Consider the following 14,682-nt stretch of genomic DNA (forward strand, 5'->3'; position numbering starts at 1 on the left):
CGTTCAGCCCTCGACGCGGACCTGCGGCGCGCCGGCCTCGACGCGCCCGATGACCGCCGCGTCCGCGAATCCCGCGCCGCGAGCGAGGGCGACGAGTTCTGCGGCCTTCTCGGGCGCGCAGCTCACCAGCAGGCCGCCGGATGTCTGTGGGTCGGTGAGAAGATGCCGGCGCCAGTCCGGGAATCCGTCCGGCAGGGAGACCGCCTCGCCATAGCTCTGCCAGTTGCGGTGCGAGGCGCCGGTGACGTAGCCGTCCTGCGAGAGTTTTTCGGCGAGCGGCAGCAGCGGCAGCGCGGCGGCCTCGACGACCACCGACACGCCGGCGCCGCTCGCGACTTCGAGCCCGTGGCCGAGCACGCCGAACCCCGTGACGTCGGTCATGGCGTGGACGGCGGGGTCCTTGGCGAACTCCGCCCCGATCCTGTTCAGCCGCGTGGTGGTCGCGACGAAATCGCGATAGCCTTCGGCCGACAGTCCCTCCCGCTTGATCGCGGCCGAATAGACGCCGACGCCGAGCGGCTTCGTCAGGATCAGCGCGTCGCCGGCCTTCGCGTCCGAGTTCTTGCGCAGCCGGTCGCGCGGGCAGGTTCCGACGACGGCGAGGCCATAGACCGGCTCCGGATTGTCGATCGAATGGCCGCCCGCGACCGGAATGCCGGCCTCTGCGCAGATCGCCGCGCCGCCTTTCAGGATTTCGGCCACCATCTCGGGCGCGATCTTGCCGACCGGCATGCCCAGAATCGCCAGCGCGAAGATCGGCGTTCCGCCCATGGCGTAGATGTCCGAGATCGCGTTGGTCGCGGCGATGCGGCCGAAATCGATTGGGTCGTCGACCATCGGCATGAAGAAGTCGGTGGTGCCGATCACGCAGGTCTCGTCGTCGAGCGCCCAGACGGCGGCGTCGTCCGAGGTCTCGGTGCCGACCAGCAGCCGCTCGAACGGCCCGTGCTTCGGCTGGCGCTCGAGCAGCGAGGCGAGAACGCCCGGCGCGATCTTGCAGCCGCAACCGCCGCCATGGGCGAGGCTGGTGAGGCGGACCGGTTCTCCGGCGGGCGGCTGGACGGCGATGGTCATCGGTTCTTGCTCCTCCGGCGCCACCATATGGCGACGCCCTGGCCGGAAGCGAGCGGCTCGCCGAACCATGTCCGCGCGAGGCCGCGCCGAGGGATTGCGCTCGCCGCGTCTGGCGCGCCAGAATGGCCGCGCTGGCCGGTCGGCCGCAAACTCGCCTTCGGCGTCGCTCGCGACGCTCTTTCGGGTCCGTCCGGCCGCGCGCGCAATGACAAGGCGCGAAACGCGCCGGCCCAAGGGGACCCGCAGATGACCATCAGCCGTCGTGAGTTTGGACTTGCCCTTGGCGTGGCGCTCGGCGCGCTGCCGCTCGCCGGCGCCGCCGCGCGCGCGCAGGACGCGCCGACCTTCGTGTTCACCGCGATCCCCGACCAGGACGAGAGCCGTCTGGTCCAGCGCTTCACCAAGGTCGCGACCTATCTCGAGGGCAAGCTCGGTGTGAAGGTGAAATACGTGCCGGTGAAGAGCTATCCGGCCGCCGTCACCGCCTTCACCAACGGCCAGGTGCAGCTCGCCTGGTTCGGCGGCTTCACCGGCGTCCAGGCGCGCAAGGCCAACGCCGGCGCGCAGGCGATCGCGCAAGGCGCGGAGGACGCGAACTTCACCACCTATTTCATCGCGAACGCCGCCACGGGTCTCGAAAAATCCGCCGACTTCCCGAAGGCGGCCGCGGGCAAGACCTTCACGTTCGGCGCGCGCTCTTCGACGTCCGGCCGCGTCATGCCCGAGCATTTCATCCGCCAGGCTTTTCCGGGCAAGACGCCCGAGCAGGTGTTCCCGACGGTGGGCTTCTCGGGCGACCACAGCCGCACCATCCAGCTCGTCCAGTCGGGCGCCTTCGAGGTCGGGGCGGTGGATTTCTCGGTCTGGGGCCTGGAGCAGAAGGCCGGCAAGATTGACGACGCCAAGGTCAAGGTCATCTGGCAGAGCCCGCCCTATCCCGACTACCAGTGGACGGTGCGCGGCGACGTCGACCAGACCTTCGGCGCGGGCTTCACCGAAAAGCTGAAGGCGGCGATCCTCGCGGTCGACGACCCGGCGATCCTGGAGCCGTTCGCCCGCTCGAAGTTCATCCCCGTGGACAACGCCGCCTACGCGCCGGTCGAAGAGGTCGCCAAGGCGACCGGCCTGCTCGACTAAGCCGGCGCGCAGTATGGGCGAGCCGCTTCTTGAACTCCGCGGGGAAACCGCGGGCTATCGCGGCAAGCCCGTCCTGCGCGACCTCGACCTGACGGTGAACGCTGGCGACCGGGTCGCTCTTCTGGGGCGATCCGGAGCCGGCAAATCGACTTTGCTGGGGCTGATCCACGAACGCCTGCGCGCGCAGGCTTCGCTCGTGCCGCAAGCCGCCGCCCTCGTGCGCACGCTCTCGGTGTTCCACAACGTCTATATGGGCCGGCTCGACCGGCGCTCGACGCTGCACAATCTCCGTACGCTCATTCGCCCCGCGCGAGCCGACGCCGAGGAGGTGCGGGCGACGCTGCGTCTCGTCGACATGGAGGCGCATTTCTCCGCGCAGGCCGGAGCGCTCTCGGGCGGCCAGCAGCAGCGCGTCTCGGTGGCGCGCGCGCTCTATGACGGGCGGCCGGTGCTCATCGGCGACGAGCCCGTCTCCGCGCTCGACCGACGGCAGGGCGGGGCGGTGCTCGAACAGCTCAGCCAGCGCCACGAGACGCTGATCCTGGCGCTTCACGACGTGCCGCTGGCGCTCGAACGCTGCGACCGCATCGTCGCGATCGACGGCGGCCGCATCGCGCTCGACGCGCCGTCGCGCGACCTCGACGTCGCGGCGCTTGCGCGGTTCTACGAGGCGAGCGCGTGAGCGGCCCCGGCCGGGCCGCGTCGCTCGGCTACGCCTCCGTCAGCCGCTGGTTCATCGCGCTCGCCGTCGCGGCGCTGTTCGCCGCCGACCTCAAGATCACCAGCCTCGACCCCTGGGCGGACCTGCGCCGCCTCGCCGCGGGCCTCCTCGGGCCGGACTTCCCGGCGGTCGAGCTTTCGAGCGTGGTCTATACGGTCGCTTTCGCGGTGGCGGGCGTCGGGCTCGGGGCCGGGACCGGCTTTCTGCTCGCGATCGTGTTCGCGCGCTCGCGGGCCGTGCGGGTGTTCTGCGCCTCGATCCGATCGGTGCACGAGCTGTTCTGGGCGCTGCTGCTTATGCAGATCTTCGGACTCTCGGCCGCGACCGGGGTGCTGGCGATCGCGATCCCTTACGCGGGCATGTGCGCCAAGGTCTATTCGGAGATGATCGAGGAGGCGGACCTTTCCGCCGTCCGCGTGCTGCCGCCGGGAACCTCGGCGATCTCGGCCTTCGCCTTCGCGCGGCTGCCCGACCTGATGGAGCCGATCCGCACCTACACGCTCTACCGGCTCGAATGTGGCATGCGCTCCACCCTGGTGCTCGGCTTCATCGGCCTGCCCACGATGGGCTTTCACCTCGAAAGCGCGTTCCGGCAGGGGCGCTATGCCGAGGCCGCGGCGCTGCTCCTCACGTTCTACGCGGTGGTCGCCACCAGGCGGCTCTGGACGCGCGCCGCCGTGCTGCCGTTCCTGATCGTCGGGAGCCTGCTAGCGCTGCCCTCGGCGCCCGCGGCGGGCTCGGCGCTCGCCAATCTCGGCCGCTTCTTCAGCCAGGCGACGCCCGCGCCCTTGCGCAACGGCGACCTGCTGTCGGCCGAGACCTGGGGCCGCTTCCTCGATTGGCTCTGGCCGATCCTGTCGAACCAGGCGCTGCCGGGCGCGTTCCAGACGCTCGTCCTGTCCCAGATCGCGCTGGTCGCGACCGCGTTCGGGGCGCTGATCCTGTTCCCGCTGGTCTCGCGGCGCTTCGCAGGGCGGCTCGGCCAACCGCTCGGGCGCCTGATCCTGATCGTGGTGCGCTCGACGCCGGAATACATGCTGGCCTACGTGCTGCTGCAGGCCTTCGGCCCCTCGATGCTGCCGGCGATCGTCGCGCTGTCGCTCCACAACGCAGGCGTCATCGGCTATCTGCTCGGCCGGCAGGCCGACGGGCTGGCCTATCGCGCCGACGCGCCGCGAGGCTTGAACCTCTACGCCTACGAGACCGCGCCGCGGCTCTACGGCCAGTTCCTCGCCTATCTGCTCTATCGCTGGGAGATGATCCTGCGCGAGAGCGCGATCTTCGGCATTCTCGGCGTCGCCACGCTCGGCTTCTATGTCGACGCCGCGATCTCGGAGCTCCGGTTCGACGTCGCCGTCGTGCTGATCGTCGTGACGGGACTGTTGACGCTTTGCGTCGACGCGCTGTCGCGCGGGCTGCGCAAGGCGCTGCGGATCGACGCGCTCCCGACACGGCTCTCGACGGCGAGCCTCGACGGAGGGGCGAGAGGTTGAGTTTTGCGGGCGTCCGGGCGGCGCGACCGGGGCGTCTTCCGCTTTCCCGGGGCCTGTCTTCCCGGGGCTTGGGCGCAGTCAGATCAACGGCGCTGGCCCGGAGGGTGAAAAGCCCAAACGACGAAACGCCCCGTCGGCGAGCCGGCGAGGCGTTTCAATCTGGTCGATGCGGCAGGTTCAACTGGTCGTAGGCCGGCCCGCTTGGGGGCGCTCGGCTGGTCACGAACCTTGCGCGTCGTCGATCTAATCCGGCAGTCGTTCGTGCTCGGCGTCAGTCTTTCAGGTGCCGTTCCGATCCAGCGGCACGCAAAAGATGGTCGTCGGCAAGATAGCTGTCGGTCGAGGTAGCCCAAAATTTAATATCGGCCGCAATCTAAACGCGCTCCGGATGCGCGCAATTGCGGTTAGTCTACACGCTTCGGCGGAGTCATTTTTTTAGACCTCCGGTGTCTGTGTTGACGCCGAGAATCATGCGCCCGTCTCCCGCGGTCGTCAAGCAAAGATGCATGCGAAAAAATGCGAACATGGAGGCTTCGTGAAAACGTCATACGGGATCGGCGGTTAGCGCGATCACGAAAAAGGGCGCTCCTTCCGGAGCGCCCTTCGCAGGCCGACAGGGTTCTGACGGGTCGCGTCAGACCGAGTAGTACATGTCGAACTCGACCGGATGCGGGGTGTGCTCGAAGCGGATCACCTCCTGCATCTTCAGCTCGATGAAGCTGTCGATCTGGTCGTCGGTGAACACGTTGCCCTTCTTGAGGAACTCGCGGTCCTTGTCGAGGCTCTGCAGCGCCTCGCGGAGCGAGCCGCACACCGTCGGGATCTTCTTCAGCTCCTTCGGCGGCAGGTCGTAGAGATCCTTGTCCATGGCCGCGCCCGGATCGATCTTGTTCACGATGCCGTCGAGGCCGGCCATCATCAGCGCCGCGAAGGCGAGATAGGGGTTGGCGGCGGGATCGGGGAAGCGGACTTCGACGCGCTTGGCTTTCGGCGAGGTCGTCCACGGGATGCGGCAGGAGGCCGAGCGGTTGCGGGCCGAATAGGCCAGCAGCACCGGGGCTTCGAAGCCCGGCACGAGGCGCTTGTAGGAGTTGGTGGTCGGGTTGGTGAAGGCGTTGATGGCCTTCGCGTGCTTGATCACGCCGCCGATGTACCAGAGGCACTCCTGGCTGAGGCCGGCGTACTTGTCGCCGGCGAAGAGCGGCTTGCCCTTCTTCCAGATCGACATGTGGCAGTGCATGCCGGAGCCGTTGTCGCCATAGACGGGCTTGGGCATGAAGGTCGCGGTCTTGCCGTAGCTCGCGGCCACCTGATGGATCGCGTATTTGTAGACCTGCAGGTGGTCGGCCATGCGGACGACCTCCTCGAACTTCAGGCCGAGCTCGTGCTGGGCCGAGGCCACCTCGTGGTGGTGCTTCTCGACCTTGGCGCCCATGGCCGCCATCGCCGCCAGCATCTCGCCGCGCATGTCCTGCGCGCTGTCCATCGGCGGCACCGGGAAGTAGCCGCCCTTGGTGCGGATGCGGTGGCCGAGGTTGCCGGTGTCGTATTCGGCGTCGGAGTTGGTCGGCAGCTCGTCGCTGTCGAGCTTGAAGCCGGTGTTGTACGGCGTCGCGGCGAAGCGGACGTCGTCGAACACGAAAAACTCGGCCTCGGGGCCGAAATAGATGGTGTCGCCGATGTTCAGCGACTGCATGTAGACCTCGGCCTTCTTCACCGTGCCGCGCGGGTCGCGCTCATAGGGCTCGCCGGTGGTGGGCTCGAGCACGTCGCAGACCACGGAGAGCGTGGTGGCCGCGAAGAAAGGATCGATGCAGGCGGTGGCGACGTCCGGCATCAGCAGCATGTCGGACTCGTTGATCGCCTTCCAGCCGGCGATCGAGGAGCCGTCGAACATCTGGCCCTCGGCGAAGAACTCCTCGTCCACCATCGTGATGTCGAAGGTGACGTGCTGCCACTTGCCCTTGGGATCCGTGAAGCGGAGATCGACGTACTTCACGTCGTTCTCCTTGATGAACTTCATGATGTCGCCGACAGATTTGATCGCCATAGTTCTTGTCCTTGGGGTTGTCGCCCGCAGGTCTTCTCGCTCGAAGGCAGCCGCCTGCGTGGCGGTCTTGGTTCGCTAATAGCCCGTCCGCGATGACGAAAACACGTCAGATCGCGTCGGCGCCCACTTCCCCGGTCCGGATCCGGATCGCTTCCTCCACGGGGGACACGAAGATCTTGCCGTCGCCGATCCGGCCCGTCGCCGCCGCCTTGCGGACGGCCTCGACGGCGCGGTCGACCATGTCGTCGCCGAGCACGACCTCGATCTTCACCTTGGGAAGGAAGTCCACCACATATTCGGCGCCGCGATAGAGTTCGGTATGGCCCTTCTGGCGTCCGAATCCCTTGGCCTCCGTCACGGTGATGCCTTGAACGCCGACGTCCTGAAGCGCCTCCTTCACCTCGTCGAGCTTGAACGGTTTGATGATCGCTTCGATTTTCTTCACGTCTTCGGGCCTCCTCGTCGCGCGCGGCCGCGCGCTCCGGAACCGGGCGCCGCGACGGCGGGACGCCGCGCACTTAGCAGCTAGCGTGCCACCCACCGGCCTCGCGGAAAACGGCTCCGTGGTCAAGAGACGGCGCGCCCGGAACAGATATCTTTGGTCAAAGCGGTCTCAAGATGGACAATTTATGAGCATGCCCGGCGCCATAGCTGAAGGCGGGCGGTCACAAAGCCGCGCGCGAAATGAGCATTTGCATCGCGCGCGTTCTATCTGGCGGCTCGCATGACCCAGGATCCGATCGAACTCCTCACGCCCTCCGAAATGGCCTCGGTCGACGCCGCCGCGATCGCGGGCGGGGTTTCGGGCGAGACGCTCATGGAGGCGGCGGGCGCAGCCGTCGCCGACGCCGCGTCGCGGCGGTTCCGCGAGGCGCGCCGGGTGCTGGTGCTGGCCGGGCCCGGGAACAATGGCGGCGACGGCTTCGTGGCGGCGCGGCTGCTCGCGGAGTCCGGACATGACGTCACGGTCGCGCTCCTGGGCGAGAAGGCCGCGCTCAAGGGCGACGCCGGCGCGATGGCGGCGCGGTGGGTCGGGCCGACGATCGACGTCAGGGACGCCAGGCCCTCGGGCGCGGATCTCGTGATCGACGCGCTGTTCGGTGCCGGGCTGTCGCGGCCGCTCGAGGGCCGGGCGGCGGCGGCCGTCGAGGCGGCGAACCGCTCGGGCAAGCCGATCCTCGCCGTCGACATTCCGAGCGGCGTCGACGGCGCGACGGGACGACCGATCGGCGAGGTTTTCATCCGGGCCGCCGCCACCGTCACCTTCGTGCGGTTGAAGCCCGGCCATGTCCTGCTGCCGGGGCGGAGCTTCTGCGGGTCGGTCGATCTCGCCGACATCGGCGCGCCGTCCGAGGCGGTGGCGGAGCCCGGCGCGAAGACCTTCCTCAACCGGCCGGCGCTCTGGCGCGACGCGATCCCCGAGCCCTCGATCGAGGGCCACAAATATTCGCGAGGCCATGTCGCGGTCTGGAGCGGGCCGGCGCTCGCGGGCGGCGCGAGCCGGCTCGCCGCGACGGCTGCGCTGAGAGCCGGGGCGGGGGCCGTGACGCTGCTCGGACCCCGGCCGGCGCTCGAGGCCCATGCGGCCCACGTCACCGCCGTCATGCTGCGCGAGACAGACGGGCGCGGCGGCTGGTCGAGCTTCCTCGGCGGCCGGCGCGTCGGGACCTGGGTGTTCGGCCCGGGCGCGGGGACAGACGCCAGACCGCGCGCAGCCCTCGACGAGGCCTTTCTCGCAGGCGGCAAGGCGGTGCTCGACGCCGACGTCTTCTCCATCTTCGCCGACCGTCCGGAAGAGCTCGCGGCGGCGCTGGAGGACGGCTCCATCGAAGCCGTCCTGACGCCGCATGAGGGCGAATTCGCGCGCCTGATGGGCGAGCGGGCCGACGGCGCCGCGTCTAAGCTCGAACGCGCCCGCGCCGCCGCGGCGCTGATCGGCGCGACAATCGTGCTCAAGGGGCCCGACACGGTGGTCGCGGCGCCCGACGGGCGCGCCTCGATCGCCGACAACGCCCCGGCCTATCTCGCGACGGCCGGCGCGGGCGACGTGCTGGCGGGGCTCGTCGCGGGGCTGCTCGCGCAGGGCGCGCCCGCCTTCGAGGCGGCCTCGGCGGCGGTCTGGCTTCATGGCGAGGCCGCGAAGGCGGTCGGGCGGGGCCTCATCGCCGACGACCTGCCGGGCGCGATTCCCGCGGCGCTGCGGCTGATCGACTAACGCCGGCGCGAGGTCGCGCGGGGACGCAGCTCGTCGAGGACGTCGGCGTTCCGGCGGCCCCAGTCGTAGAGCAGTTCGAGCGGCTCGACGAAGCGGACGCCGAGCGGCGTCAGCCGGTATTCGACGCAGGCCGGCACGGCCGCGGCGTCCTCGTGGCGCAAGACCAGGCCGCTCTCCTCCATCTCGCGCAGCGTCTGGAACAGCATCTTCTTGGAGACGCCCGGAAGGCTGCGCAGCAGCGCGCCGCTGCGCGCGCTCCCGCCCCAGCGCAGGTGCAGGACGTGCAGCACCATGGTGGTCCATTTCGAGCCGAAGAGCTCCAGCACGCGGCGCGGCGCGCAGTCTTCGGCCCAGTCCTCGTCGGCGACAGCTGCTGGCATGCGCAGGCTCCGGAAATCGGGTTGGTCACCAATTGGGGCCCTCTGGCGGGGGTCTTCAAGGGCGCCTAGCTCGGCGCTTGAAGGAGACCCACCATGCAGAACAAAGCTCTCATCGTCGGCGCGAGCGGCATCATCGGATCGGCGCTCGCCCGGAGACTTCTGGACGACGGCTGGAGCGTCGCCGGGCTGGCGCGGCGGCCGGTCGAGGCCGCGGGCGTGACGCCGGTCGCGGCCGACCTGCTCGACGCAGAGGCCACCGCAAAGGCGCTGAAGGGGCTCGCCCCCACCCATGCGTTCATCGCCACCTGGTCCCGGCAGAAGACCGAGGCCGAAAACATCCGCGTCAACGCCGCGATGGTGCGCAACCTGCTCGACGGGCTGCGGCTCGAAGGCTCCGTGCGCCATGTCGCGCTCGTCACCGGCCTGAAGCACTATCTCGGGCCGTTCGAGGCCTTCGGCACGGGCAAGGTCCACGACACCCCGTTCCGCGAGGAGCAGGGCCGGCTCGAGGTCGACAACTTCTATTACGCGCAGGAGGACGAGCTGTTCGCCGCCGCCAGGCGCGACGGCTTCTCGTGGAGCGTTCACCGGCCCCATACGGTCATCGGCAAGGCGGTCGGCAACGCCATGAACATGGGAACGACGCTCGCGGTTTACGCCACGATCTGCAAGGAGACCGGGCGCCCGTTCCGCTTTCCGGGATCGCCGATGCAATGGAACGGGTTGAGCGACCTCACCGACGCCAAGCTGCTGGCGCGTCATCTCGCCTGGGCCGCGACGACGCCCGCGGCCGCCGACGAGGCGTTCAACGTCGTGAACGGCGACATCATCCGCTGGAGGTGGATGTGGGGCCGCGTCGCCGAATGGTTCGGGCTGGAGCCCGCGCCGTTCGACGGCGAGATCGCGCCGCTCGAGCGCCAGATGGCCGACGACGCCGAAGTCTGGAGGCTCATCGCCGAGCGCGAGGGGCTGGTCGAGAGCGACCTCGGGCGGCTCGCTTCGCCCTGGCACACCGACGCCGATCTCGGCCGCCCCGTCGAGGTCGTGACCGACATGGGCAAGAGCCGGCGGCTCGGCTTCCTCGACCACCAACCCACGGACGACGCGTTCTTCGCCCTCTTCGAGGAGTTGCGGCGCGACCGGCTGATCCCGTAGCCGCAGCCTCGAGCGGATCGCGAAGGGCGACGCGGGCGCAGTCGGCGTTTTTTTGGGCTCGCGTCGTCGGAGCGTCATGGTATAGACCGGCCCGCGCTTCGCGCCGGGAAACCGGCGGCGGGGGCGTTTCGCGCGTGGGCCGCGGGCGTGGTGGAACTGGTAGACACGCGGGATTTAGGTTCCCGTGGCGAAAGCCGTGGGGGTTCAAGTCCCTCCGCCCGCACCAGACGAAGCCGGCGCCCGTCGTCGCCTTTTCGATTTTCCGCGGACGCGGACGGCCCCCGGGCCGGATGCGTCCCACAACCGTTCAAGACTAAAAGAGACCGCTCCGATGCAGGTGACCCAGACCCTCGACGAAGGCCTGAAGCGCGAATTCAAGATCGTCGTGCCGGCCTCCGATCTCGACGCCCGCCTCAACGAGCGTCTCGACACGCTGAAGGACCGGGTCAACATCAACGGCTTCCGCAAGGGCAAGGTGCCGCTCGCGCATCTGAAGAAGCTCTACGGCAAGTCGGTCATGGCCGAGGTGCTGGACCAGGTGGTGGCCGAGGCCAACCGCAAGATCGTCGACGACAACGGCCTCAAGCTCGCCATGCAGCCCAAGGTCAAGGTCACGGCCGAAGACGAGCCGGACGAGCAGAAGGCGGTTCTGGGCGTCATCGAGGGCAAGCATGACCTCGGCCTGACCGTCGCGCTCGAGGTGCTGCCCAAGGTCGATCTCAAGGACGTCTCCGAGCTCGAGGTCGAGCGTCTCACGGCTGAGGTCGCCGAGGCCGACGTCGACGAGGCGGTCGAGCGCGTCGCCAAGCAGAATCGCGCCTTCGCGGCCAAGGACGGGGCCGCCGCGCTCGGCGACCGCGTGACGATCGACTTCGTGGGCAAGATCGACGGCGAGGCCTTCGAGGGCGGCTCGGCGACCGACGCTCCGCTCGAGCTCGGCTCAAACAGCTTCATCCCCGGCTTCGAGGAGCAGCTCGTCGGCGCGGCCAGCGGCGAAGAGAAGCAGGTCTCGGTGACGTTCCCGGCCGAGTACCAGGCCGCCCATCTCGCCGGCAAGGACGCGACCTTCGACGTGACCGTGAAGGGCGTCGAGGCCCCGGGCGAGCTCGCCATCGACGACGAGTTCGCCAAGAGCCTCGGCATGGAGAGCCTCGAGAAGCTCAAGGAAGCGATCCGCGAGCAGATCGCCGCCGACTACGCCCGCATCTCGCGCCAGAAGGTGAAGCGCCAGCTTCTCGACGGGCTCGACGCCCAGTACGCCTTCGACCTGCCCCCGAGCCTCGTCGAGCAGGAGTTCGACAACGTGTGGCGCCAGGTGGTGGCCGACCTCGCCCGCCAGGGCAAGACGCTCGCCGACGAAGGCGAGGACGAGGAGGAGGCCAAGGCCGAATACCGCAAGATCGCCGAGCGCCGCGTGCGCCTCGGCCTCGTGCTTGCGGAAATCGGGGACAAGCACGAAGTGAAGGTCGCCGACGACGAGGTCACCCGCGCGCTCGTCGAGCGGGCGCGGCAGTATCCGGGCCAGGAGCAGCAGGTCTGGGACTTCTACCGCAACAACCCCGACGCGCTCGCGGAGCTCCGCGCGCCGATCTTCGAGGACAAGGTGGTGGACGCCATCCTCGCCAAGGCGAAGGTGAACGAGCGCAGCGTCTCCAAGGAGGAGCTGCTGTCGGACCCCGAGGCCGACGAGGAAGCGGCCAAGGACGCGGCGAAGGCCAAGTCCAAGGCGAAGCCCAAGGCCAAGAAGGCCAAGAAGGCCGACGCCGAGCCGGCGGCCGACGAGGCGGGCTCCGCCGAGGCTTGACGGACGGGGCTATAAGACGGCCTCGTTTGCCGGAACGAGTCGGGCGGCGGCATTCCTCGCCGCCCGCGGACTTCTCAAGGATGAGGACGTGAAATGCGCGACTACCAGGACCTGACCACGAACTTCCTCATCCCGATGGTCATCGAGCAGACCAATCGCGGCGAGCGTTCGTTCGACATCTATTCGCGCCTCCTCAAGGAGCGCATCATCTTCCTTTCGGGCCCCTTCAACGACGACATGGCGGCGGTGATCTGCGCCCAGCTGCTGTTCCTCGAAGCCGAGAACCCGAAGAAGGAGATCGCGATCTACATCAACTCGCCGGGCGGCGTGGTGACGTCAGGCTTCGCGATCTACGACACGATGCAGTACATCCGCCCGCCGGTGGCGACGCTGTGCATGGGGCAGGCGGCCTCGATGGGCTCCTTCATCCTGATGGCCGGCGAAAAGGGCATGCGCGCCTCGCTGCCGAACGCGCGAATCCTCGTGCACCAGCCCTCGGGCGGCTTCCAGGGCCAGGCCTCGGACATCGAGCGCCACGCCGAGGACATCGTGAAGATCAAGCGCCGGCTGAACGAGCTCTACGTGAAGCACTGCGGCCGGACCTATGAGGAGATCGAGCGCACGCTCGATCGCGACACCATGATGTCGGCCGAGCAGGCCAAGGACTTCGGCCTCATCGACGAGGTGTTCGAGCGCCGCCCGGTCGACGGCGACAGCGAGCCGAAGACGGCGTGACGCTCGGGCGTCGGCCGCGTGACGAAAACGCGTCGTCAACGACGTTCTTTCGAGCGCGGCCTTCCGCCTGTTGCTGCGCGCGCGCAATCGCCTATCATCGACGGCGGCGTTGCGTCGCGCCTGGCGGATGCCCAGCTTTAGGCGCCGGCCGTTAAGGTGCGGCGGCATATGACGTGATGATGAAGCCCCTCCGCCGTTGGAGGGCGGCTTCGACCCGAAAGGGGTGACGAATGAGCAAGGTCGGCGGCGGCGACGCCAAGAACACCCTCTACTGCTCCTTCTGCGGCAAGAGCCAGCACGAGGTGCGCAAGCTCATCGCCGGGCCCACCGTCTTCATCTGCGACGAGTGCGTCGAGCTGTGCATGGACATCATCCGCGAGGAGAACAAATCCTCGCTGGTGAAGTCGCGTGACGGGATCCCGACCCCGAAGGAGATTCGGAAGGTTCTGGACGACTACGTGATCGGCCAGGACCACGCCAAGAAGGTCCTCTCGGTCGCGGTCCACAACCACTACAAGCGGCTCAACCACGCGACGAAGCACAACGACGTCGAGCTCGCGAAGTCCAACATCCTGCTGATCGGCCCGACCGGCTGCGGCAAGACGCTGCTCGCGCAGACGCTCGCCCGCATCCTCGACGTGCCGTTCACGATGGCGGACGCGACGACCCTCACCGAAGCCGGCTATGTCGGCGAGGACGTCGAGAACATCATCCTCAAGCTGCTGCAGTCGGCCGACTACAACGTCGAGCGGGCCCAGCGCGGCATCGTTTACATTGACGAGATCGACAAGATCAGCCGCAAGTCCGACAACCCGTCGATTACGCGCGACGTGTCGGGCGAGGGCGTGCAGCAGGCGCTCCTGAAGATCATGGAAGGCACCGTCGCCTCCGTGCCTCCGCAGGGCGGCCGCAAGCACCCGCAGCAGGAGTTCCTGCAGGTCGACACGACCAACATCCTGTTCATCTGCGGCGGCGCCTTCGCGGGGCTCGACAAGATCATCTCGGCCAAGGGGCAGGGCGCCTCGATCGGCTTCGGGGCCAAGGTGAAGTCGCCCGACGAGCGCAAGACCGGCGAGCTGTTCCGTCAGGTCGAGCCCGAGGATCTGCTGCGCTTTGGCCTGATCCCGGAGTTCGTCGGCCGTCTGCCGGTGCTCGCCACGCTCGAGGATCTCGACGAGGCGGCGCTCAAGACGATCCTGACCGAGCCCAAGAACGCGCTGGTGAAGCAGTATCAGCGGCTGTTCGAGATGGAGAACGTCGATCTCGCCTTCAACGAGGACGCGCTGAACGCCATCGCCAAGAAGGCGATCGAGCGCAAGACCGGCGCGCGCGGCCTGCGCTCGATCATGGAGCAGATCCTGCTCGACACCATGTTCGACCTGCCCGGCCTCGAGGGCGTCGAGCAGGTGGTGATCTCGGGCGACGTCGCCGACGGCAAGGGCCGCCCGCTCTACATCTACGCCGACCGCCAGAACGAGGCCGGCGCAAGCGCCTGACGCCTCTCGACGGCGAGCGAATCGGGAAAAGCCCGCGGCCACGGCCGCGGGCTTTTTTCATGCGGCCGGCGCGGGGGCTCTGGTCACTTGAGCGACAGCGCCGACGTCGGATTGCCCGAGCCGATGACGTTGTTTCCGAAGGAGCGCGCATTGGCGCCCGGGGCGACGTCGAGATCGATCGCGCCGAGGCCCGACAGGCGGCTGCCGTCGAGCAGCACGGCGCTGCCGGTCGCGACCTTGACCGCGGATCCGGTGGTGGCGTCCACGATGCTTTTCGAGATCGACACCTGATTGGCCGCCCCGTTGAGCCCGGCGACGTTCACGCCGTTGGGCGACTGGATGCTGCTGCTGTTGTTGATGATCACACGCGTGCCGGCGGGGCCGGCGACGTTGACGCCGTTCGATCATGCCGTCGCCGCGCG

At 68.5% G+C, this 14,682-nt stretch carries 13 protein-coding genes and 1 tRNA gene; 9 read left to right on the forward strand and 5 right to left on the reverse strand.

Annotated features, from left to right (window positions below):
• Window positions 1-3 precede the first annotated feature (3 nt).
• Entirely contained in the window at window positions 4-1,074 is a 1,071-nt protein-coding gene (gene selD, locus ACFOWB_RS14100) for a selenide, water dikinase SelD (RefSeq protein WP_378147903.1), read from the reverse strand.
• 246 nt (window positions 1,075-1,320) lie between these two features.
• On the opposite strand from selD, the gene ACFOWB_RS14105 reads away from it, so the two are divergent.
• From ACFOWB_RS14105 to ACFOWB_RS14115, 3 genes are read left to right on the forward strand one after another with little or no spacing between them, the layout of a single operon-like run.
• A complete protein-coding gene (locus tag ACFOWB_RS14105; RefSeq protein ID WP_261402839.1) occupies window positions 1,321-2,211 on the forward strand; it encodes a putative selenate ABC transporter substrate-binding protein in 891 nt (296 codons plus the stop codon).
• 13 nt (window positions 2,212-2,224) lie between these two features.
• Window positions 2,225-2,893: an ATP-binding cassette domain-containing protein gene (locus ACFOWB_RS14110; protein WP_378147906.1), complete on the forward strand. Its 669-nt coding sequence runs from the start codon at window positions 2,225-2,227 to the stop codon at window positions 2,891-2,893.
• The gene (locus ACFOWB_RS14115) at window positions 2,890-4,425 is read left to right on the forward strand and encodes a PhnE/PtxC family ABC transporter permease (protein ID WP_378147908.1); all 1,536 of its coding nucleotides are present in this window, start codon (window positions 2,890-2,892) and stop codon (window positions 4,423-4,425) included. The genes ACFOWB_RS14110 and ACFOWB_RS14115 overlap by 4 nt, the downstream gene beginning before the upstream one ends.
• Window positions 4,426-5,059: 634 nt before the next feature.
• Here ACFOWB_RS14115 and glnA read toward each other — a convergent pair.
• Together glnA and ACFOWB_RS14125 are read right to left on the reverse strand one after the other, a co-directional pair.
• On the reverse strand, window positions 5,060-6,475 hold the full coding sequence (glnA, locus tag ACFOWB_RS14120) for a type I glutamate--ammonia ligase (protein WP_378147910.1): 1,416 nt from the start codon (window positions 6,473-6,475) through the stop codon (window positions 5,060-5,062).
• 106 nt (window positions 6,476-6,581) lie between these two features.
• Window positions 6,582-6,920, reverse strand: a complete 339-nt coding sequence (locus ACFOWB_RS14125; protein ID WP_378147912.1) for a P-II family nitrogen regulator — start codon at window positions 6,918-6,920, stop codon at window positions 6,582-6,584.
• 279 nt (window positions 6,921-7,199) lie between these two features.
• Here ACFOWB_RS14125 and ACFOWB_RS14130 point away from each other — a divergent pair, with 279 nt between their 5' ends.
• Window positions 7,200-8,690 carry an NAD(P)H-hydrate dehydratase gene (locus ACFOWB_RS14130; protein WP_378147914.1) on the forward strand — a complete coding sequence of 497 codons (1,491 nt, stop codon included), beginning with the start codon at window positions 7,200-7,202 and terminating at the stop codon, window positions 8,688-8,690.
• On the opposite strand, the gene ACFOWB_RS14135 is transcribed toward ACFOWB_RS14130, so the two are convergent.
• The gene (locus ACFOWB_RS14135) at window positions 8,687-9,070 is read right to left on the reverse strand and encodes a winged helix-turn-helix transcriptional regulator (RefSeq protein ID WP_261402845.1); all 384 of its coding nucleotides are present in this window, start codon (window positions 9,068-9,070) and stop codon (window positions 8,687-8,689) included. The two genes, ACFOWB_RS14130 and ACFOWB_RS14135, sit on opposite strands and share 4 nt — an antisense overlap.
• Window positions 9,071-9,163: 93 nt before the next feature.
• Between ACFOWB_RS14135 and ACFOWB_RS14140 the strand changes: the two genes are divergently transcribed.
• The 5 genes from ACFOWB_RS14140 to clpX all read left to right on the forward strand — a co-directional run bounded on the left by ACFOWB_RS14140 (window position 9,164) and on the right by clpX (window position 14,260).
• Entirely contained in the window at window positions 9,164-10,225 is a 1,062-nt protein-coding gene (locus tag ACFOWB_RS14140; RefSeq protein ID WP_261402846.1) for an SDR family oxidoreductase, read from the forward strand.
• A 141-nt stretch (window positions 10,226-10,366) separates the two neighbouring features.
• Window positions 10,367-10,451: transfer RNA gene (locus tag ACFOWB_RS14145), tRNA-Leu, on the forward strand.
• A gap of 105 nt (window positions 10,452-10,556) precedes the next feature.
• On the forward strand, window positions 10,557-12,029 hold the full coding sequence (tig, locus tag ACFOWB_RS14150; protein ID WP_378147917.1) for a trigger factor: 1,473 nt from the start codon (window positions 10,557-10,559) through the stop codon (window positions 12,027-12,029).
• A gap of 93 nt (window positions 12,030-12,122) precedes the next feature.
• Complete coding sequence (locus ACFOWB_RS14155; protein WP_261402847.1) at window positions 12,123-12,764, forward strand: ATP-dependent Clp protease proteolytic subunit; 642 nt, start codon at window positions 12,123-12,125, stop codon at window positions 12,762-12,764.
• A 230-nt stretch (window positions 12,765-12,994) separates the two neighbouring features.
• A complete protein-coding gene (gene clpX, locus ACFOWB_RS14160) occupies window positions 12,995-14,260 on the forward strand; it encodes an ATP-dependent Clp protease ATP-binding subunit ClpX (RefSeq protein ID WP_261402848.1) in 1,266 nt (421 codons plus the stop codon).
• An 83-nt stretch (window positions 14,261-14,343) separates the two neighbouring features.
• Here clpX and ACFOWB_RS14165 read toward each other — a convergent pair whose 3' ends face one another.
• Entirely contained in the window at window positions 14,344-14,625 is a 282-nt protein-coding gene (locus ACFOWB_RS14165) for a hypothetical protein (protein WP_261402849.1), read from the reverse strand.
• Between the last annotated feature and the right edge of the window lie 57 nt (window positions 14,626-14,682).

The organism is Chenggangzhangella methanolivorans (assembly GCF_042648545.1).
GTDB classification, from domain to species: Bacteria; Pseudomonadota; Alphaproteobacteria; order Rhizobiales; family Methylopilaceae; genus Methylopila; species Methylopila methanolivorans.